Here is a 20437-nt window from a genome sequence, read left to right as displayed (position 1 = left end):
GGTGGGGGATTCGGCACCCACGGTTGCCGACCGGCCCGGGGGCACATCTTCGACGACTTCGTTGTCTTCAAACCGGCCCGTGCAGGCCGAGTTCCTCGCCCTGTAGAGGTACGAGGCCACCGAGGCGTGGCGCGGGCGGCTTCAGGGCTCCGTGTCGCTACCTTCAAGGGGAACGAACCGGTGCATACATTACGGATCCGGGCATGGCTCACTGTTGGGAGGCAGGCGTGGCCGTCATGCATCATCTGGCCGCGACGCCGTGGCCGGTCGCCGTACTGGCCGCGGACAAGGTGTCCGAGGGGGACCTCGCCGCAGCCCGGGCACAGATGGGGTTCTCCCTCGCCTGGCATATCGTCGTCGCGTGTCTCGGTGTGGGCCTGCCCGCGCTCACGCTGATCGCCGAGTGGTACGGCATCCGTACGGGAAACCCTGCCCATCGGCTACTGGCACGCAGGTGGGCTCGTGCGATGGGCGTGCTCTTTGCCGTGGGCGCGGTGTCCGGCACGATCCTCAGCTTCGAGATGGGGCTGCTGTGGCCGGGTCTGATGGGAACGTTCGGGCAGGTCATCGGGCTGCCCTTCGCGCTGGAGGGCATCGCCTTCTTCATCGAGGCGATCTTCCTGGGCATCTACCTGTACGCCTGGGACCGGCTGCCGCCCCGACGCCACCTGCTCACCGGGCTGCCGATCGTGGTGGCGGGCGTCGCCTCGGCGTTCTTCGTGGTCTGCGCCAACGCATGGATGAACCAGCCCCGTGGATTCGTGCTGCGCGAGGGGCACGTCGTCGACGTGGACCCTTGGGCCGCCATGCTCAATCCCGCGAGCCCGCCGCAGACCGTGCACATGATCCTCGCCGCGTTCATGGTGGCGTCCTTCCTGACGGCCGCGGTCTATGCGGTCGCACTACTGCGGGGCCGCCGGGACGCCTATCACAAGGCGGGGTTCTACATCCCTTTCACACTGGGGGCGGTGGTGACGCCCTTTCAGCTCGTCGTGGGGGACTGGGCCGCACGGTTCCTGGCGGAGTTCCAGCCGGCGAAACTGGCGGCGATCGAGGGCGTGTTCACCACCGGTTCCCACGTGCCGCTGACCCTCGGCGGCATCGCACGGGACGATGCCCTGCACTACGGGCTGGAGATCCCCAACGGCCTCTCCCTGCTGGTCGGCTACTCCCCCAGCACCGTCGTCCAGGGCCTGGACAAGGTGCCACGCAGCCAGTGGCCGGCGGTGACGGGGGTGCACTGGGCGTTCGACACCATGGTGGGGATCGGATTGTTCCTTCTGGCCCTGGGTGCCTGGCTGTTGCTCTCCTGGTGGCGCGGGCGCCGGACGCGGGGCGAACTGCTCGACCAGCGCGGGTCCCGGCTGTTTCTGACGTTTGCCGCGGTCAGCGGTCCGGCCTCGGTGGTCGCGCTGGAGAGCGGCTGGTGCGTCACCGAACTCGGCCGGCAGCCATGGATCGTCTGGGGAATCATGAGCGTGCGTGATGCCGTCAACCCGGCGCCGGGCCTCATGACCGGACTGTGGCTGGTGCTGATCGTCTATGCCGGTATGACCGTCGCCACGGTCTATGTGCTCCGCCGCCTCGCCAAGGGCACTGCCGTGCCCCTGGCACCGCAGGAGCAGGACGTCGAGAGCTATCCCGTCGTATGACCGGCGCACGGCCTCCCGGAGCTCCGCGCCGCCCTCGTCGTCCACGTCGTCCACGTCGTCCGGGGCGCTCCCCCGCTCGCCGCTTCCACCATCTGAACCGCTTCTCGCGCCGCCCAGTCGGCCAGCACCGGAGGTGACCGTGCTCGCAGACACGGCTCTTGCTGTCATGTGGGTGGGCCTCACCTGCTACGCCCTGTTCGGCGGGGCGGACTTCGGGGCCGGCGTGTGGGACCTGCTCGCCGGCGGATCCCGGCGCGGGCTGCCCCAGCGCCGTCTGATCGAGCACAGCATCGGCCCCATCTGGGAAGCCAACCACGTGTGGCTCATCTTCGTGATCGTGCTGCTGTGGTCCGCGTTCTCCCCCGTGTTCGCCGCCGTCATGTCCACGCTCTACCTGCCGCTGACGCTCGCCGCCCTGGGCATCATCGCGCGCGGGGCCGCCTTCGCCTTCCGCAAGGCGAGCACCGAGCTGTGGCAGCAGCGGCTTTTCGGGGCGTTCTTCGCTCTGTCCTCCCTGGTCACGCCGTTCTTCCTCGGCGCTGTCGCCGGGGCGGTCGCTTCCGGACGGGTACCGCCGGGCCTGGCCGCCGGCAACGTGATCACCAGCTGGCTCAACCCCACGTCCGCCCTCGGCGGCGTCCTGGCGGTCACCACCTGCGCACATCTCGCCGCGGTGTACCTGTGTGCCGACGCCGCCCGCGACGGCGAGCGGGCGCTCGCCTCGGTCTTCGCCCGGCGTGCCGTCATCAGCGGTCTGGTCAGTGGCGCCGTCGCGGGCGCCGGGATCGCCGTGTTGCACGCCGACGCCCCCGAACTCTTCCACGGTCTGACCCATCGCGCGCTGCCGCTCGTCGTCCTGAGCATCGTCGCCGGTCTCCTCGGCCTCGCCCTGCTGCACCGCGACCACTTCGTGCTGGCCCGTCCCGCCTCGGCGCTGGCGGTTGCCGCGATCCTGTGGGCGTGGGGCGCGGCCCAGTACCCCGCGATGCTGGTCGGCGGAACGACGGTCGAGCAGGCCGCCTCGGACGCCGCGGTCCTGGCGGCCTGCCTGGTGGTACTGGCCGCCGGAGCCCTCCTGCTCGTCCCCTCGCTGTGGCTGCTGTACGCCACCTTCCAACGGCGCGCACCTGCCGCCGGGCCCGACTCCTCACCCTCCTAGCCGATGGCGCCGCTCTTGGCGAGCAGGGAACGGCCGAATTCGGTGATCAGGGCGTAGTGGCCGTCGAAGAGGCCGGGTACGGCGGTGCGGAGCTCGGCGACGTGGTCCGCGTACGTCGGGCGGTCGTCGTCGCCGTCGGCGGCGGCGGCGGCCCAGAGCGACCCGAGGACCTCCGACCCGTGGCGCACCGCGACGGCCAGCCGTTCCGCGTACCGGTCGTCGGCGGGCAGCCGTACGACGCCATCGGTGCTCCACAGGTCATCGACGACCTCGACGCCGACGTCATCAGCCTGGAGGCCGCCCGCTCCCACATGCAGGTCGCCCGGGAACTCGCCGCCCACGGCTACCCCCGCGAGGCCGGACCGGGGGTCTACGACATCCACTCCCCGCGCGTGCCGAGCGCTGACGAGGCCGCGGACCTCCTGCGGACCGGCCTCAAGGCCATCCCCGCCGAGCGACTGTGGGTCAATCCCGACTGTGGCCTGAAGACCCGCGCCTGGCCCGAGACCCGGGCCTCCCTGGAGAACCTTGTCGCCGCCGCCCGCACCGTCCGAAGCGAGCTGCCCACCTCCTGACCCAAGAAGGCAGGGGCCGGGACACCCCCGGGTGTCCCGGCCCCTTCCGAGAGCACCGCCACGACCAAGGCAGGACGGCGGCCCATCAGTGCGCGGCAAACCGCGACAGGTGTTCGTGGACGGCAAGCCCATGCTTGCCATGTCCCGCGAATTCGAGAGTCTGCCGGCCATGCGCAGACTGGTGTCGTCTGTGGTCGGCTGGCGCGGTCGTACAGACACGCGTCACCTTCCGTGCACCAGCGCTGGACCCACTTGAACGCTGTGGTGCGGAAAATGCCCATTTCGTCAGCGACGTGGGCGGCGGGGCGGCCGGACCGGCCCGGTCGACCAGGGCCGTCGGCCAATGGATCGTCAGCCGAGCGCTGAGGTGGGGCGCGTACACCTCTGCCATGTGCGGGTGTTGGCTGGATCGGGTGCCCGAGCAAGGTGGTGGCGCACGCCTGCATGCCGCGGCTCCACGCCCACCACCGACTCGCCCCGGGGGAGGGCGGGGAGCGGCGCCCGCGAGTCGGTCGGCCGGGTGGCGCTAATCAGTTCGTGTAGACCTCGGCTCGGTCGATGCTCACGAAGGACGCCCCGGACTGGGAGCCGTGCTCCCCCGTCACCCTGATCCGCAGGGTGTGGCTGCCGTTCGCCAGCCGCGGACTGACGTACTGCACCGCTTCACCGACACGGATCGAGTTGTGGAAGTCCACCCGCTGCTCGGGCCCGCCGTCGATGCTGACGGCCGCGTAGCCGTTGCCGGTGTCCTTGACCGAGAGAAGGGCGACTCGGGTGCCTGTGAAGGAGAAGGTGGCCGTGTTGCCGGCCCGGTCGCTCCAGTGGTCGTCGCCCCAGAAGCACTGGGTGGCGCAGCCGGTGCCGGAGTTCCAGGCGCCGGTGTAGGTGACGCCGCCGGGACCGCTGGAACGGCCGTCGTCGTTGATCCAGTAGTTGCTCGAGCCGGGATCGCCCGAGGGCAGGTCCTGAGTGGCGCCCATCGCCAGCGGACGGCCGAAGTCGGGGCTGCCGTCGGCCCGCCAGGTGAACTTCTGCGCCCGCGTGGTGCGGTTGTCGTAGGTGTAGGCCGACGTGGTCTTGGCGTGGTAGACGATCCAGTCCTCACTCCCGTCGGGGGACGTGAAGAAGGCATGGTGGCCCGGCCCGAACACGCCTCGGTCGTCGGCCCGGGAGAACACCGCGCCCTGGTGCTGCTGCCAGTTCCCCGGCACCAGCGGGTCGGCGTTCAGCGGCATCGACATCATCCAGACTTGGTAGTCCGGCTTGCCCGTGTCGCAGGTGGAGTATGTCATCCAGACCCGGCTGTTGCGGTAGAGGAACTCGGGTCCCTCCCGTACCTCGGGGCAGCCGCCCGCGGCGTTGATCGCGACCGCGTCGCCGGAGACAGTGTAGGGGTTGGACATCGGGGCGATGTTGAGCCCGTTGTGCTGGTACTGGTTGATACCGCTGTAGGCGAGGTAGAGCCTGCCGCCGAGCTGGAGGATGCCCGCGTCGATCGCGAAGTCGTCGGCGTGGTTGGGCGGGGCGAGCTTGGCCTTGAAGTGGTACGGGCCGGCGGGGTCGTCGCGTTCGGACTCCAGGACGTACAACCGGTGGTGGTCGTCGACGCCGTCGTCGGCCGTGTAGTAGAGGTACCAGCGGTCGCCGAAGCGGTAGAACTCCGGAGCCCAGATGTTGCGGTTGCGGGACGGGTCGGCGTCGGTCCACACCGTGACCGGGTCCGCGGTCAGCAGGGTGCCCAGGGAGGGGGAACGCCACATCTTGATGCTGTCGCCCTGGGTCGTGGTGAGGTAGTAGGCGCCCTTCCAGTGCGTCATGAACGGGTCGGGCCCGCTGTTGAGCGGATTGCGGAAGGTGCCCGCCGCGGCGGCTCGCACGGGCGCGGCGTCGGTGTCCGCCGCGGCGGTCGCCGACACGGACAACAGGCCGGCCAGGACAGCCAGGAGGGCGGCCAGCACGGCGACCGTACGGTGCGAGGCCGGGCCCCGGCCGAATGTGCCGGATGCGCCGGATGTGGGGGTGGCACGCATGGACAGCTCCTTGGGTCAGGAGGGCTTCCCGTGGCTGGGGAAGCGTGACGCGCAGGCACTTACAACGATGTAACAGTGAGGTGACACGGTAGGGAAAGGCCTCTCAGGGTGTCAACGGAGCGCAGGCGAGCGGCATATGCCGAGGAGGCAGCCATCGCAACGTCGCGATCCACGTATTACGCCCGGCAGGCGAGGCCACCCGGCCCCTGCTGCCCTGGGCCCCGCCAAGCACGCGCCCCGTCGATGCGGGCCTGCCCGTCCTCGAGCACCTCTACGACGACGCCCACCTCTACGGCCGCACCTCCGTGGCCAACCACCTTGGTGACATCGCCGCCGGCCGACCCACCCGCGAGGGCGACACCTTGAACTTGTCCGCCGCTCTCACCACCACTGCGACCGCCCAGGTTCACGTGATGATCACGATCACCACAACGGGGCCGAAAGGCCGACCACGCGAAAAGGTGTCCTTCCTACGTAGCGCCACAGCCGAGCCGGGCCAGACACTGCGGCTCGCCAAGGCGCACCCGCTTCACTCGACCGCACGCTGGAAGTTCTCCCCGGGCTCCTACTCCCTCGCCCTCCAGGTCAACGGCCACCGCTTTCCCTCCGTCGCCTTCACCGTCCTCGACAGCTGACCCACCCCGGCCTCTTCCTGACCCGATCGACCACCCAAGGCCGCCCGCAACACCCCCTGCGGCCGGGGCGGAGCTGTCCGCAACCCCCCACGGGAGTGATTCGCCCCGATCGAACGAGTTTCAGTACCGACGGCCCAGAGCCCGCACGCCTCGCCCCCGGCATTAGAACTTGCGTTCGCCACATGTCCCCTATCGGACCGTGACGGGACCGGATCCAGCGCGTTTTTAGAGCATCAGTGCCCCACCGACGCCCAGACGGAGGAACGCCATGCGCCCTGCCCCCGCCCCCTTGCAGCAGCCTCCCGGAATCGAACGGCGGCCCGGCGTGGCCAGGCCCAGCGTTGACGGCACGCTCACCTCAGCACGTCCGGACACGGGGCGGGCTGCATGAGTGAGTCCACCGATGCGTCATCAGCCGACAATGTTCCGGGACCGCGCACCACCCCCACGGCGCCCGCCACCGCGCCCTCCGCGTCCGTGCCGCCGCCGGCGGGCGCAGCGGCCGCGCCTGCTCTCGAGCCGCAGATGCGGTACGTCGACCTGACCGGCAGCCGCGAGGCAGCCGGCCGCTCGATCCGGATGCGCGACATGGCCCGACGCCTGCCCCAGCTGGTGCGCCGCTCGCTGGCTCTCGCCTGGCGCGTCGACCGCCGGGCGACCGTCGGCCTCCTGCTGTGTCAGGCCGTCACCGGCGTGATGCAGGCCCTGGGACTGGTCGCCATCGCCGGTACCCTGACCGCCCTCCTGCGGGACGGAGACGTCTACCACCGGCTCCTTCAGGCCTGGCCGTCCGTCGCCCTGCTCGCCGGGGCCGCCGGCGTGCGCGCGCTCCTCGGCATCACCGTGAACTGGCTGTCCTCCCGGCTGGGCCCGCTGATGTCCCGCGAAGCCGAGCAGATGCTGCTCACCGGCTGCGCCGAGGTCGAGCTGTGCGCCTACGACGACCCCGACTTCAACCGCGACCGCGAGGCCGCCGACCGCGGTGCCCAGGTCACCGGCGACCTGATCAACGAGGGACAGGACCTGATCGCCTCGGCCGCCGCCTTCCTCGCCGGGGCGATCGTCCTGGCCGGCGTGCACTGGGTCCTTCTCCCCCTCCTCGTCGCAGCCAGCCTGCCGCAGGCCCTGGCCCAGGTCAGCGCCGCGCGCGTCCGCTACCTGGCCAACCTCCGCAGCAACGGCGACAACCGGATGCTGTCGGTGCTGCGCTGGCACATCTACACCAAGGACGCCGCCGACCAGATCCGCGCCGGCACCATGGCCGACTTCCTCTCCGGCCGGTACCGGCACACCGTCGCCCGGATCAACCGCGAGGACCGGGCCGCGGCCGACCGGGGCGCCCGGATGTCCCTGGTCGGCGCGATGTGCGGAGGCCTGGGGTCGGCGGTGGTGTGGGCGGCGGTCGTGTGGCTGCTCGCCACCGGCCGGATCACCGTGGGACATGCCGGCACAGCCGTCTTCGCCCTGCAGACCGTCGGCATATCGGTCCGCGGCCTGGTGGCCGTCGGCGCACGCGCCGTACGGACCGGGCTGTACATGGACGACTGGAGCGGCTTCCTCGACAAGGCCGGCGGCTTCCGCATGCGCCGGGGCCCGCACCGCCCCGAGCCGCCGGAGGCGATCGAGGTCAAGTCGGTCACCCACCGGTACGCCGGCAAGGACCGCGACGCTCTGTCCGACGTCTCCCTCACCCTGCGCCGCGGTGAGGTCACCGCGCTGGTGGGCTTCAACGGCTCGGGCAAGTCGACGCTGTCGAAGCTGGTCAGCGGCCTCTACCTGCCCACCGACGGGCAGGTGCTGTGGGACGGCGTCCCCACGGGCGATGCCGACCCGCAGGCCTTGTGGAAGCAGGTCGCCCTCGTGCCGCAGGACTACGCGCACTGGCCGCTGACCGTGCGCGAGAACGTGACGCAGGGACAGCCCACAGCGCGCGGCGACGTGGCGGTCCGCGAAGCGTGCGAGGCGGCCGACGCCGACGAGGTCGTCGACAAGCTCGGTGCCGGCCTGGACACCCTCCTGGCGCGCGAGTGGCTCAATGGGGAGGAACTCAGCGGCGGGCAGTGGCAGCGCATCGCCCTGGCTCGAGCGTTCTTCCGCCAAGCCGGGCTGCTGGTCCTCGACGAGCCCACCGCGAACCTCGATCCCCGCGCCGAGTACCGCATCTTCCAGCGGCTGCGGACCCTCGCCCGGGACCGGGCGGTGCTGCTGGTGACCCACCGCATCACCAACGTCGCCATCGCCGACCGCATCGTGGTTCTCGACGAAGGCAGGATCGTTCAAGAGGGCACCTACGCCCAGCTCTCCCAACAGCCTGGATTGTTCCAGCAGTTGCTGTCCTACCAGATCGCGTCCGAACCGGACGGTGACAAGCACGAGGCACCCGCGTGAGCGGCGCCGGCGCCACCTCGGCGCGCCCCTTGGAAGCGCTCGCCCCAGCGGCCGCGGACCTCCCGCCCTTCCTCCACCGTCCCGAGGTGATGACGTGTCGCTCACCCGCTCCGCCATCCGCACGACCGCCGAGGCGTACCCGGCCCGGCATCCGCACGAGCGGGGATCCCTCGCCGGGCTGCTGTGGTCCTGGCCGGCGCCGACGACCCGGCCGACCGTGCGACGCTCCCCGGCCACGTCACGTGCAGCGCGGCGGTCATCGACCGTGAACAGCGCGTTCTGCATATCGGTCACAGGGGCACAGGGCTGCTCCTCAACCCGGACGGCCATGTCGAGGACGACCGAACGCTCCTGGCCGCGGCGCTGCGCGAAGTCTGCGCGGAGACCGGCCTCCGGCCGGGCGACCTGTGCCTGAGTCCGCAGTTCCCCGGCGCTCCGATCGACATCGCCGTCCACGACATCGACGCCAATCCCGCCAAGGGCGAAGGTGCACACCAGCACTTCGACTTCCGCTTCGTCTTCTACCTCGTACCCGAGCAGCACCCCCGGCTCGCCTTGCAGGACGAGGAGGTTACCGGCGTCACTCCCGACGGGATGCAGGGCCGCGTGGCCGCGACGATCGCGTTCGTCGGCATGGGGGCGGGCCTCGCTCGGCTCCCTGCTGGGCGGCTTTCTCGCGGCGGAGTGGGGACTGCGCACCGGCCGGGTGTCTGCCTCGTCCGGGTCGCACTACGGAAAAGCCCTCCCCGGGCCCCGCCGTCGCGGCCCGGGGAGGGTGCTTCCGGTCCTCTCGGTCTACGGCTGCCCGTCCGGGCGCGTCGCCGGCGGGTACCCGGTGGGAAGGTCCACGGGCGTGCCGTAGACGCGCATCTCGGCGGCCGCGGCGAACGGTTGGCCGTTGAGCGCGTTCAGCGCCGTGAACCTGACGTAGGTCGCGCGCACCGGGTCGAAGGTGCTCCGCTGCATGACCGCCGAGTCCACGAGGGCTCCACGCGTGACGGTCGTCCAGTGGGTGCCGTCGTCCGAGACGGCGACCTCGTAGTCCTTGACCCGGCCGTTCTGCCCGCCGCTCTGCCGTCCGAGGTAGCCGAAGCCGTCGACCGTGGCCTCCGCGCCCAGCTTGAGCGTCACCCAGTGCGGGTAGGGGGCGTTCGCTTCCGTGTAGTCGGTGTGCCAGATGGTGTCCGCGGCACCGTCGAGGACGTTCGACACCGGGCCCTCCCCCGCCCCCGAGGAGCGGTTCTCCGAGTCGGCGGACGCCGTCATGGAACCGGGTGAGAGGAGGGGGACGTCCGAGACCGCGGCCCTGGAGCCCGCCGCGACGGTCTTCGTGGCGCCGGCGTTGTCGTAGACGGCCGTGGTCCGCCACGTGGCCGTGGTGCCGGCGGCGCCCACCGGGGGTGTGAGCAGCCAGGTCGTGGTGACGGTCCGGCCGGGCTCGACGGTGTCGAAGACGTTGCCGTCCTTCTCCTTCACCTCCGCCTTCCAGCCGGCGGGCAGGCCCTCCATGGTCAGGGCGACGTTCGTCGCGTCGCTCTGCTCGTTGTTGGTGAAGCCGGTCGTGTACTCGCCGGGCACTCCCGGGCTGAGGTCGGTGCCGGCGGGGGTGGTGACGCCGGCGCAGGCCGGGCCGCCCTCCACCGGGCCGAGGTCGGTGACCCGGAAGTCGTCGAGGACGAAGTCCGTGCCGGAGGCGCTGCCGGTCCTGCGCAGGCCGACCCAGGTGTCACCGCAGCCGGCGACGATCTCCTTCGAGTAGGTCGCGGTGTCCAGGGCGGGAGCGAACGTCTCGCGGGTGATGTCCTTCGACACGACCTTGCCGTCGCCGACGGTGTCCGCGCCCGTGACCCAGGCCCACTGGTCCTCCAGGTTGGTCTGGTAGGTGAAGGACACCGCGTACTTGTGGCCCGCGGTGAACGGCACGGTGGCCGGCACCGTGCGGTAGACGAGCCCGCTGTTCTCGCTGTGGGACTTCAGCGAATGCCTGCCGCCGACGACGTCGTCGACCGCCTTGCCCTTGAGGGTTCCGGTGTCGTAGGGCCGGTAGGTGTTCTTCCAGGATTTCTGGCTGTAGGGCTCGTGCAGGTCGCTGATGCTGGTGCGCGGGTCGGTGACGCCGCCCGCGTCGCCCTTCACGAACGGTCCCCAGCCGGGCTGGTTGCCCTCGAAGTCGTCCTGAGCCACCACTCCGCCGGATCGCGGCAGCGGCTTCGTGGTGTCGGCCATGACCCGTACGTCGTCGAGGACGACCGCGGCGTCTCCGGCCGCGGCGGCCAGGGACACGGTGGCCGTGCCGCCGCGGGGCGCGGTGAAGGCGACGGAGGCGCGCTGCGCGTAGGTGTCGCGTTTCTCGTCCGACGCCATCGTGTTGCGGGCCGGTGTGGTGTCGAAGGTCTTCTCGGCCGTCGTGCCGCCGTGGGTGACGCGGAGGGTGGTCGCGCGGCGGTGGCCCGCGGCGATCTCCACGTCGGCGCTCAGGGTGTAGCGCTTGCCGGGAGTGAGGCCGGTGACCTTCTGGGAGACGCCGGACGCGCCGGTGCCGAGACGGGCGACGTTGTCCCCGTTTTCGGCGCGCGCCGTCTCGGCTCCGCCGCGCGGGTTCCAGGCCTTGAGGTCGCCGGCGTTGAAGCCCGGGTCGGTCAGGCCGGTCCCGGCGCCGTACCGGGGCACGGGCTGCGGTGCCTTGCCTCCGTCGGGCACGAGGACGTAGGGGGTGTCCTTGTCGGCGGTCAGGGTCACGCGGCCGTCGTGCGCCGTCACGCGGGCGGTCTTCACCCGGCCCTGGTCGGTGAGCTTGTAGAGGGTGAAGTTCCGTGTGCCGGCGAACTGTTTCGTGAGGTCGAAGGTGTGGGTGCCGCCGGACGCGCTGTAGTGGTACATCTTGTCGGCGCTGCTGGGCGACGTGGCGCCGTCGCGGTTCTGGGTGTCGTCCCAGGGCAGCAGGTAGGTGTCGCCCTGGAGGACGGTCGCGTCGCCCATGGTGACGCGGCGCTGCCCGTCGGTTTTGGTGACCGTCACGCCGCCGGTGAGGCGGGCGCTCTTGCCGAAGTCCCAGTCCAGCACGTCGTAGTGCTGGAGGAACTTGGTGGGCAGGTTGTCGGTCCAGATGGTGCGGTAGAAGGTGTTCCAGTCGTCCTGGCCGGTCCAGCCCTCGAACTCCTTGATGCTGGAGCCGCCGAGCAGCGGGTCGACGTTCCACACGTCGCGGTCGCCGTTGGCGAGGAACCGCACGATGTTGCTGTTGATGCCCTTGTTGGTGGCGCCGCCGTAGTTCTTGTCGCTCGCCCAGTGCGACCAGACGGAGTCGCCCTCGAACTTGTAGGCCCACTCGGTGGCGACTTCGAAGCCCATCTTGCGCAGCTCGGAGGCGAGTTCGTCGGCGAGCCAGCCGCTGGAGTAGTAGACGTCGATGTAGACGCCCTTGAGCTGCGGGTAGTCCTTGCGCAGCTGCCGGAAGCGGTCCAGGACCGCGCCGGTGCCCAGGTCGGTGCGCTGGTCGATCTGGTAGGACTGGTTGAGCCAGTCCCATCCGTTCGCCTGGCCCTTGATGAGGACCTCGCTGAAGTTCTTCGCCTGGGGGTACGCCTCGGTGACGTTGACGTGGACGGCGAAGTCGGCGTTGTAGCGGTCGCCGTCGCGGATGAGCCGGTTGAGGTCGGCGCGGCCGCCCGCCCTCACGTTCTCGTTGCCGCCGTAGTCGGGGTGGGCCGAGTCGTGGCCCTCGCTGGCGTAGCCCTTCTCCAGGACCCACTGGCCGAGGTCGTCCGTCGCCATGGAGATCCGCTTGACGTTGTCGAGGGTCTTCAGGAACGGGTTGGTGGCCTGGCTGGCGAAGTTGAACGGGATGTGCTGGACGACTCGTTCGGGCACCCGGTCGGCGCCCAGGGGACGGGTGGTGGCGGCGCGTTGGGCGATGGCGCCGTCCTGCCAGTCGACCTGGCCGTCGCCGTTGGCGTCGGCCGCGAGTACGACCGTGGTCTTCGGCAGCTCGTACCGGGCCACGCGGGCGTCCTCGGCGCCCTTGGCGGCGTAGGTGTAGTTGCCGACGGAGAGTTCGGCGCGGCGGGCGCCGCCGCCGGCGTCCACGATCCGTGACTGCAGCCGGGTGTTGCCGTTGTCGTTGTTGGCCTGGGCCGAGTCGTCGGTGGCGTTCGTGATGAGCCCCGCGGCCAGTTCGGCGTTGCTGACGAAGCCGTAGGGGGTGCCCGACGGTGCCGCGTCCGGGGCGGTGGCGCCGGTGATGTCGATGAACCGGTCGGCGGTCGTCGTGGAGTCGGCCGAGATCTTGGTGCGGGCGAGCTGTGCCCCGCGGTCGCCGGAGTCGACGGACACGAGGGACTGGCCGGGGATCGCCAGCTGGTCGACGGTGGCGGCGGCGCTGCCGGAGATCTTCTCCACGGCGAAGACCACGCTGTGCCCGTCGGTCACCGTCAGGGAGGAGGTGATGGTGAGGCCGGGCAGGTCGGCGAAGGTGGACGTGTAGGTGGCCTTGTCGCGGCTCGCCCTGGACGTCGTGGTGGCCTTGTGCGCCGTGCCGTTGATCGTGAACGAGTCCAGGACCGCCGCCCTGCCGTCCATGGTCCTGCCGTTCAGGTCGTACGAGATGACCTGGGGGAACTCCTTGGCCACCGTGACGGTCAGTCCCGCGCGGGAGAGCTTGACGCCGGTGGCCGGGTGGTCCGGGGCCGGCGGAGTGACGGGGCTCCAGGCGGTGTCGCCGGGCGCGCCGGATTCCGACGCCGTGGTCTCGCCGGCCTGTGCGTAGGCGGGTATGGCGGCGGCCGGCACCAGGCCCAGGGAGAGCAGCAGGGCGACCGAGGCCGCCGCGCCGGGTCTGATGACGGGTGGATACAGGCGCTTTCGGGACGAGCGTGAGGTCATGAACTCCACCTATCGGATGCCTGCGGAGGGGATCTGCTTCGTCGGAGCGGAGGCGACTCTAGGGAATGGCAGCGATAACACTAGAAGACAGTGGACGCTTCTAGTACGGGGGTTATCGATGCCAGAGGTCTGCAGTTCCGGCGCATCGCAGTTTCCGCGCCGCCGCCGGCCGTCCCCGGAAACCGGTCGGCCACTCCCCCACCGCGATCGACCGAAGGGCAGGACTCCCCCCTTGCGCATGCCCCCACGCCGGCGAGTCGCACTGCTCGCCCCGCTCACGGCGGCCGTGCTCGGCCTCGCCACCGCGGCCTCGCCACCGCGGCCGCGCCCACCGCCTCCGCCGCCACCGGCTCCACCCCCGGCAGCCACACCAACGGCCGCCTGATCCCAGTCCGAACGCCCCGTGCTGGAAGGGCCGTTGCGGCACGCCCGGCGCGGGGTGTGGGCGGGCGTGGGCGGGGCGGGCGTGGCGGGGCGGGCGTCGGCGGCGCGTGGCCCCGGGTCACTCGAACGTCTCGACGTACTCCTCCACCGGCCCCAGCTCGGGCCGGTCGCGGATCTCGACGCGTTCCCCGAGTCGCTCCAGCTCCAGGATCGTGACGGTGTTCTCGCCGCGTACGGTCAGGGGTGCGGGCAGGTAGAGCGTCACCTGCGGGCCGATCTCCCAATAGCGCCCCAGGAGCGTGCCGTTGACCCAGGCGAAGCCCTTCCCGAAGTCGGGGAACGCAAGGAACGCGTCGGCGGGTTCGTCCACCGTGAACCGGGCGGTCGCGAACCCGGCGGTGCCCCGCGGGGGTGCGCAGGCCGCCGCGCGGGCCACGTCCTCGGGGGTCCACTCGTCGAGCGGCAGCCGGTGCATCGTCCAGCCGTGCACCAGGCGGCGTTCGACGCGGACACCGCCGAGGATGCCCTTGCCCTGGCCGAGCAGCGGCCCGTAGTTGATCCGGCCCTGGTTCTCGACGAGCAGGTCCAGCCGCACCCGCTCCCCGGTGCCCTCGACGGCCAGCGTCCCGGTCTCACGGTCCAGTACGCCCGCGGGCACGCCGTCCAGGAAGACCTGGGCCCGGTCGTGGAGTCCGGTGACCGTCAGCTCGTTGGTGCCGCGGGGCAGCTTCGGGTGCGCGCGGTAGAGCACCAGGCCGGACGCCTGTCCCAGCTCCTCGAAGCTCAGCGGGTGCGGCGAGGCGCTCGCCGGGGACACCGCCTCCAGGGCGTCGAGCAGGGCGGCGCCGGGGACGACGGGCAGGGTGCGCGGTGCCAGCAGGGGCGGGTCGGCCGGCAGCGGCCGGGGGGCCATGGCGCCGGTCGCGGCGTGGAGGCGGTCGCGCAGGGCGAAGAACTTCGGGGTGAGCGCCCCGTGTTCGGCGATCGGCGCGTCGGAGTCGTAGCTCGTCACGGTCGGCTGCAGAGTGGCGCCGTCGTGGTTGGCTCCGGCCCACAGGCCGAAGTTGGTGCCGCCGTGGGCCATGTAGACGCTGACCGAGCCGTCGGCGTCCATGATGTCGCCGAGGGTGCCGGCCGCGCTCTCCACGGAGCGGATGTGGTGCTGCTCGCCCCAGTGGTCGAACCAGCCGTTCCAGAACTCCGCGCAGACGAACGGCTCCCCCGGGCGGCGCGCGCGCAGCAGTCCGGCGGCCTGGGCGGCGCGGGAGCCGAAGGTGGCGGCCGCGAGGTGGCCGGGCACGGTCCCGCCGTCCTGCATCAGCTCGGTCGGCCCGTCGGCGGTGTACAGCAGCTCGGTGATGCCGCGCTCGACGAGGGCGTCGCGCACCCAGCGCACATAGGCGTGGTCGTCGCCGTAGCTGCCGTACTCGTTCTCGATCTGCACCGCGGCGACCGGCCCGCCGTGCGCTGCCTGCAGTGCGGCGAGCCGGGGGACGAGGTCGTCGAACCAGCGGGCCACTTCGTCGAGGAAGGGCTGGTGGGAGGAGCGGGCCCGCATCCCGGGTGTGCCGGTCAGCCAGGCCGGGAGGCCGCCGTTGTCCCACTCCGCGCAGATGTAGGGGCCGGGCCGCACGATCACGTCGAGGCCGGTGTCATGGGCGAGCCGGACGAACCGTTCGACGTCGTGCCGGCCGTCGAAGCGGGCCCGGCCCCGGACGCGCTCGTGGAAGTTCCAGGCGACGTAGGTGTCGACGGTGTTGAGGCCCATGGCGGCGAGCCGTTCGAGGCGGTCCGCCCACTGGTCGGGGTGGACCCGGAAGTAGTGGAGCGACCCGGCGAGGATCCGGTGCGGGCGGCCGTCGCGCAGGAGTCTGCCGTCGGGGTACGTCAGCAGGGGCGAGGAGCGGCGGGCGGGTCCTCCTCGGGTCGCGGGGCCGGCCTGGGTGGGGAGGCTCACTGATGTCCTTCGGTGCGCTGCGGCGGTCGTCGTCGGGTCGGTCCGGGGCGGGAGGGTCACTTGACGGCTCCGGCGGTCATGCCGGCGCGCCAGAACCGCTGGAGGGCCAGGAAGGCGATCACGAGCGGGGCGATGGACACCAGCGAGCCGATGACCACCAGCGCCGGCGGCACCGCGACGTGGCTGGCGTTCCACCCGACCAGGCCGACGGTGACGGGCTGGAGACGGTCGTCGCCGAGGACCATGGCGGGCAGCAGGTAATTGTTCCAGATCTCGACGAACTGGAACAGGAAGATCGTCACGAGGGCGGGCAGCATCATGCGCGTCGCGAGGGTGCGGAAGATCCTGAACTCCCCGGCCCCGTCCAGCCGTCCGGCCTCGATCACCTCGTCCGGCACCTGCGCCGCGAAGACCCGGGACAGGTACACCCCGAAGGGGCTGACGATGCTGGGCAGCAGCACGGCGAGCGGGTTGTCGATCAGGTGGATGCCGGAGAACATCAGGTACAGCGGCAGTGTGAAGAGCACCTTGGGCACCAGCACGGCGGCGAGCACCGCGCCGAACAGGACACCGCGGCCCCGGAACTCGTACTTGGCGATCGTGTAGCCGGCCAGCGCGGACAGCGCGGTGCCCACCAGGGCGCCGATGCCGCAGTAGGCGACGCTGTTGAGCATCCAGCGCCAGAAGATGCCGTCGTCCTGGGCGCTGAGGCGGGCGAGGTTGTCGAAGAGCCCGAAGCCGTCGAACCAGACCCCGCTGCCGCTGAACTGTCCGCCGAACGGCTTGGTGGCGGCCACCAGCAGCCACCACAGCGGGAAGAGGAAGTAGAGGGTGGACAGGGCCAGCAGCAGCATGACGGCGGTGCGGCTCAGCGGGGTCGTCTCGCGGCGCGGGCGCAGCCGCGACGGCCTGGTGGAGATGGTGCTCACGCCTGCTCACCCCGGTTGGTCAGCTTGAAGAAGACGAAGGACACGACGCCGACGAACACGGCGAGGACGACCGACTGGGCGGCCGCGTAGGGGTAGTTGCCGGCGGCCACGGCGGCCTGCGCGGACATGATCGGGGTGAACGTGGAGGAGATGGTGCCGCTGGAGACGGGTTGCAGCACGACCGGCTCGTTGAACAGCTGTGCCGAGCCGATGATGGAGAAGACCGTGGTGAGCACGATGGCGCCGCGCACGGCCGGGATCTTGACGTTCCAGGCGATGCGGAGCGCGGAGGCGCCGTCCATGCGGGCGGCCTCGAGCACCTCGGCCGGGACGGACTGCAGCGCGGCGTAGATGATGACCATGTTGTAGCCGGTCCAGGCCCAGGTCACGATGTTGGCCACCGACCACAGCACGGTGCCGCCGGAGAAGAAGGGGATGTGCAGGCCGAGCGGTTCCAGCAGGTGGTTGACCGGGCTCGACTGGGGCGAGTACATGAAGGACCAGACCAGCGCGGCGCTCACCCCGGGGATCGCGTACGGCAGGAAGCCGACGAGCCGGAAGAAGCCCTTCGCGCGGGCGGACCTGGAGTCGAGCAGCAGCGCCAGCCCGAGCGCGAGGCCCAGCATCACCGGCACCTGGACGACGCCGAACAGGGCGACGCGGCCCAGCGAGGAGGTGAAGGCGCCGTCGCCGAAGGCCTGTGCGTAGTTGCCGACCGGGTCGAAGACCTTCGTCGGTGCCGTCAGCCCCAGGCCGGAGCGGTGGACGACGAACAGGCTGCTGACGGCCGCGTAGACGATCGGCGCCAGGTACATGGCGGCGAAGAGCGCCGCGAACGGGACCCAGAACAGCAGCGGCGTGCGCCGGTGCCCGGCCCGGCCGCGGGCCCGGCCCCGGGCGGGGGCGGATCCGCGGCCGGGGCGCCGGGGTGCGGCGCGACGCCCGGGTGCGGTGTCCTCCGCCATGGCGAGGTTGGTCATGAGGGGCACTTTCTTTCCTGCGGCGGCGGGAAGGTGGTCGTGCGGTGCGGGGACGGGGCTCGGGCCGTTCCGTGGTCCGGCCGCGCCGGCCCCGGCGGTCACGGGGAGACCGAGAGGCCCTGGCGCTTCAGTTCGGCCACCGTCTTGTCCTGTGTGGTGCGCAGCGCCCCGGTGATGGTGCCGGAGCCCGCCCACGCCTTGCCGAGGCCGTCGTTCAGGTCGGCGGAGGTCTTGGTCATGACCGGGCCCCAGGTCCAGCCGGCGTTGACCTTCGGGGCCGCGTCGGCGAAGACGTCGTAGATCTTCTGCCCGCCGAAGTACGGGTCGGCGGCCGTCAGTTGCGGCAGGCCGGTCAGCGTCCTGGCGGCCGGGTACAGGCCGGCCTTGTCCACGAGGATGCCGTAGGCGGTGGAGTCGGTGCTGAGCCAGTGGGCGAACTCGGTGGCGGCCTTCGGGGTCTCGCAGCCCTTGAGGACGGTGGTGGCCGATCCGCCGGCGTTGCCGGTCCGGTCGTCGCCGGCGCTCCACTGCGGCATCGGGGCCACGGCCCACTGGCCGGCGCCGTCCTTCGCGCCGCCCTTGATGACGCCGGCCTGCCAGACGGCGCCGACGACGGTGGCGATGCTGCCGTCGCCGAGGCCCTTGTACCAGGCCTGGTCGTACATCGGGGCGCCGCTGATGACGCCCTTGCCGACGAGGCCCTGCCAGTAGTCGGCGACCTTGCGGTTCTGCTCGGAGGCCAGGGTGACCTTCCAGGAGTCGCCGTCGACGCCGAACCAGCTGGCGTCGGCCTGCCAGGCCAGGCCCGCGTAGTCGTAGTCCAGGTACGGGGAGGAGATGTACGTGTGGGGGTCGGCGGCGTGGATCCTCTCCGCCGCGGCCGTGTACTCGTCCCAGGTGGCCGGCGGCTTCAGGCCGAGCGAGTCGAAGACCTTCTTGTTGTAGAACAGGGCCATCGGGCCGCTGTCGACGGGGATGCCGTAGACGGCGTCGGCCACGGAGACGGAGTTCCAGGCCGCGTCGAAGAAGTCGCCCTTGCCGGACTCCGCGTACTCGGCGACGTCCTGGAGGGCGCCCTGGGCGGCGAAGCTCGGCAGTGTCTCGTAGCCCAGCTGGGCCAGACAGGGCGCGTTGCCGGCCTGGACGGCGTTGAGCGTCTTCTGGTAGCCGCCCTTGGCTCCGGGCTGGACCTGCTGGTAGGTGACCTGGACGTCCGGGTGGGTGCGGTTGAACTCCTTGACGGCGTCGGCGTATCCGGGGGCCCAGCCCCAGAACGTCATCGACGCCTTGCCGCCGGACTCGGTGTCCGAGCCGGAGCCGGAGCCGGAGCACCCGGCGAGCAGGAGTGCGAGGGTGACCGCACCGGCCACGGCTGCCGACCGCACGGGGAGCTTCTTCACGGCTTCTCCTTCGCAGAGACGGGGGGAGAGGTGGGGAGAGCGGCCGTCCGGCTGCCCCGGCGGCCCGTAGCGGGCTCGCGCTGATGTGCCGGAACTATGGCACAGGATGTTATCGATGCCAATAGTGGTCTGCCAGGGGTTTGTCGTGCGCACGCTTGCCGGATGGTGTGTGATGAGGGCGTTATCATCGGGCCGGAACAGGGAGGGGAGCATGAAGAGCGAGAACGCAGACGGCAGCACCGCACGGCCCCCGGGCATGATCGACGTGGCGCGGCTCGCGGGGGTCTCCCCGCAGACCGTGTCCCGGACCCTCGCGGGCCATCCCAACGTGCAGGAGAAGACCCGGGCGAAGGTGCTGGCCGCCGTCGACCAGCTCGGCTACCGCAGGAACAACGCCGCGCGGATGCTGTCCTCCGGCCGCAGCCGCACCATCGGCGTCGTCATGCTCCAGACCAACTTCTACTCCCGCACGGCCGTCCTGTACGGCATCGAGAGCGCGGCGTGGGAGGTCGGCTACTCGGTCTCCACCGCCACCACCGCCTCCCTCGACACCTCCGCCATCGAGACCGCCCTGTCGCGGCTCACGGACCAGGGCGTCGAGGGGATCATCCTGGCGGTTCCGCTGGCCCACGCGAGCAAGCGGATCGAGCAGCTCACCAGCTCGACGCCGACCGTCACCATCGACGGGTCGCGCACCTCGGCCACCGAGGTGGTGGCCGTCGACCAGTCGCTGGCCGCGCGCCTGGCCACCCGCCACCTGCTGGAACTGGGGCACGAGACGGTCTGGCACGTGGCGGGGCCGAGCGAGTGGCTCGACGCGTCCAGCCGCACCCGGGGCTGGCGCGACACGCTGGAGGAGGAGGGCAGGTCGGTCCCTCCCGAGCTGGAGGGCGACTGGTCACCCGCGTCCGGTTACCGCAACGGCCTGATCCTGGGCCGGATCCCGGACGTCACCGCGGTGTTCGTGGCGAGCGACGAGATGGCGTTCGGAGTGATCCGGGCCCTGCACGAGCTGGGCCGGCGGGTGCCCGAGGAGATCTCCGTGGTCGGTGTCGACGACATCGCCCTGGCCGAGTACTGCTCACCTTCGCTGACGACCGTGGCCCAGCCGTTCGAGCAGATGGGCGGCCTCGCCGTGGCCCATCTCCTGCGCCACCTCAAGGACCCGGGCGCCCCCTCCGAACCGGCGTCCGTGGAGCCGGCCCTCATCGTGCGCGGCAGCACCGCGCCGGCCGGGACGAGCGGCACGTAGGAAGGCCCGCACGCTGCGGTAGGCAGCCGGGCGGTTCCCGCGAGGGGGGCCGCCCGGCCGTCTTTTGTCGGCGCATGGCATCGATGCCCGTCGGCGACGTCCGTACGACGGGCGCCCCGGATGACTGGTGTTATCGATACCATTCGTCTACCGTCTCCCTCACCTCACCCGGTACTCCACGGGTGCACGGCTCGGAATCCCCCACAGGCCCACGG

11 protein-coding genes and 4 pseudogenes are annotated in these 20437 nt (G+C 71.3%); 8 read left to right on the top strand and 7 right to left on the bottom strand.

Translation table 11 applies throughout. From position 1 onward, the window contains the following. Positions 1–236: 236 nt before the first annotated feature. The gene (locus ABS735_RS17335) at positions 237–1652 is read left to right on the top strand and encodes a cytochrome ubiquinol oxidase subunit I (protein WP_373906190.1); all 1416 of its coding nucleotides are present in this window, start codon (positions 237–239) and stop codon (positions 1650–1652) included. Positions 1653–1791: 139 nt separating this feature from the next. Then, on the top strand, positions 1792–2811 hold the full coding sequence (locus ABS735_RS17330) for a cytochrome d ubiquinol oxidase subunit II (protein ID WP_373905271.1): 1020 nt from the start codon (positions 1792–1794) through the stop codon (positions 2809–2811). Here ABS735_RS17330 and ABS735_RS17325 read toward each other — a convergent pair. Continuing rightward, positions 2811–2942, bottom strand: a pseudogene (locus ABS735_RS17325) (diaminopimelate decarboxylase); the annotation flags it as partial. The gene ABS735_RS17330 and the pseudogene ABS735_RS17325 sit on opposite strands and share 1 nt — an antisense overlap. A gap of 123 nt (positions 2943–3065) precedes the next feature. Here ABS735_RS17325 and ABS735_RS17320 point away from each other — a divergent pair. Continuing rightward, positions 3066–3386, top strand: a pseudogene (locus tag ABS735_RS17320) (5-methyltetrahydropteroyltriglutamate--homocysteine S-methyltransferase); the annotation flags it as partial. Positions 3387–3916: 530 nt separating this feature from the next. On the opposite strand, the gene ABS735_RS17315 reads toward ABS735_RS17320, so the two are convergent. Next, complete coding sequence (locus ABS735_RS17315; protein ID WP_373905272.1) at positions 3917–5416, bottom strand: family 43 glycosylhydrolase; 1500 nt, start codon at positions 5414–5416, stop codon at positions 3917–3919. 461 nt (positions 5417–5877) lie between these two features. Between ABS735_RS17315 and ABS735_RS17310 the strand changes: the two genes are divergently transcribed. The 4 genes and pseudogenes from ABS735_RS17310 to ABS735_RS17295 form a co-directional block, all read left to right on the top strand. Next, positions 5878–6051 carry a hypothetical protein gene (locus ABS735_RS17310; protein ID WP_373905273.1) on the top strand — a complete coding sequence of 58 codons (174 nt, stop codon included), beginning with the start codon at positions 5878–5880 and terminating at the stop codon, positions 6049–6051. 525 nt (positions 6052–6576) lie between these two features. Further along, on the top strand, positions 6577–8439 hold the full coding sequence (locus tag ABS735_RS17305) for an ABC transporter ATP-binding protein (protein WP_373906191.1): 1863 nt from the start codon (positions 6577–6579) through the stop codon (positions 8437–8439). Positions 8440–8622: 183 nt separating this feature from the next. After that, positions 8623–8955 (top strand): annotated as a pseudogene (locus ABS735_RS17300) (NUDIX domain-containing protein); the annotation flags it as partial. Positions 8956–9018: 63 nt separating this feature from the next. Beyond that, positions 9019–9301, top strand: a pseudogene (locus tag ABS735_RS17295) (hypothetical protein); the annotation flags it as partial. Here ABS735_RS17295 and ABS735_RS17290 read toward each other — a convergent pair. The 5 genes from ABS735_RS17290 to ABS735_RS17270 form a co-directional block, all read right to left on the bottom strand. Further along, positions 9235–13320, bottom strand: coding sequence for an endo-alpha-N-acetylgalactosaminidase family protein (locus ABS735_RS17290; RefSeq protein WP_373905274.1), 4086 nt, complete (start codon positions 13318–13320; stop codon positions 9235–9237). The pseudogene ABS735_RS17295 and the gene ABS735_RS17290 sit on opposite strands and share 67 nt — an antisense overlap. A 502-nt stretch (positions 13321–13822) precedes the next feature. Then, positions 13823–15598, bottom strand: a complete 1776-nt coding sequence (locus tag ABS735_RS17285) for a glycoside hydrolase family 35 protein (RefSeq protein WP_373906192.1) — start codon at positions 15596–15598, stop codon at positions 13823–13825. A 119-nt stretch (positions 15599–15717) separates the two neighbouring features. Then, complete coding sequence (locus ABS735_RS17280; RefSeq protein ID WP_373905275.1) at positions 15718–16590, bottom strand: carbohydrate ABC transporter permease; 873 nt, start codon at positions 16588–16590, stop codon at positions 15718–15720. Next, positions 16587–17570 carry a carbohydrate ABC transporter permease gene (locus ABS735_RS17275; protein WP_373905276.1) on the bottom strand — a complete coding sequence of 328 codons (984 nt, stop codon included), beginning with the start codon at positions 17568–17570 and terminating at the stop codon, positions 16587–16589. The genes ABS735_RS17280 and ABS735_RS17275 overlap by 4 nt, the downstream gene beginning before the upstream one ends. Positions 17571–17668: 98 nt before the next feature. Continuing rightward, complete coding sequence (locus ABS735_RS17270; RefSeq protein ID WP_373905277.1) at positions 17669–18970, bottom strand: ABC transporter substrate-binding protein; 1302 nt, start codon at positions 18968–18970, stop codon at positions 17669–17671. A 211-nt stretch (positions 18971–19181) separates the two neighbouring features. On the opposite strand from ABS735_RS17270, the gene ABS735_RS17265 reads away from it, so the two are divergent. After that, complete coding sequence (locus ABS735_RS17265) at positions 19182–20222, top strand: LacI family DNA-binding transcriptional regulator (protein ID WP_373905278.1); 1041 nt, start codon at positions 19182–19184, stop codon at positions 20220–20222. The last annotated feature ends 215 nt before the right edge of the window (positions 20223–20437 follow it).

The organism is Streptomyces sp. MMCC 100 (genome assembly GCF_041538145.2).
GTDB lineage: Bacteria > Actinomycetota > Actinomycetes > Streptomycetales > Streptomycetaceae > Streptomyces.
This window is presented reverse-complemented; position numbering and strand designations above follow the sequence as displayed.

Excerpts from the sequence above, each read along its gene's own strand:
- ABS735_RS17305 (WP_373906191.1), top strand. The coding sequence starts at position 6,577 with ATGCGGTACGTCGACCTGACCGGCAGCCGCGAGGCAGCCGGCCGCTCG.
- ABS735_RS17275 (WP_373905276.1), bottom strand. The coding sequence starts at position 17,570 with ATGACCAACCTCGCCATGGCGGAGGACACCGCACCCGGGCGTCGCGCC.
- ABS735_RS17265 (WP_373905278.1), top strand. The coding sequence starts at position 19,182 with ATGAAGAGCGAGAACGCAGACGGCAGCACCGCACGGCCCCCGGGCATG.
- ABS735_RS17315 (WP_373905272.1), bottom strand. The coding sequence starts at position 5,416 with ATGCGTGCCACCCCCACATCCGGCGCATCCGGCACATTCGGCCGGGGC.
- ABS735_RS17290 (WP_373905274.1), bottom strand. The coding sequence starts at position 13,320 with ATGACCTCACGCTCGTCCCGAAAGCGCCTGTATCCACCCGTCATCAGA.
- ABS735_RS17335 (WP_373906190.1), top strand. The coding sequence starts at position 237 with ATGCATCATCTGGCCGCGACGCCGTGGCCGGTCGCCGTACTGGCCGCG.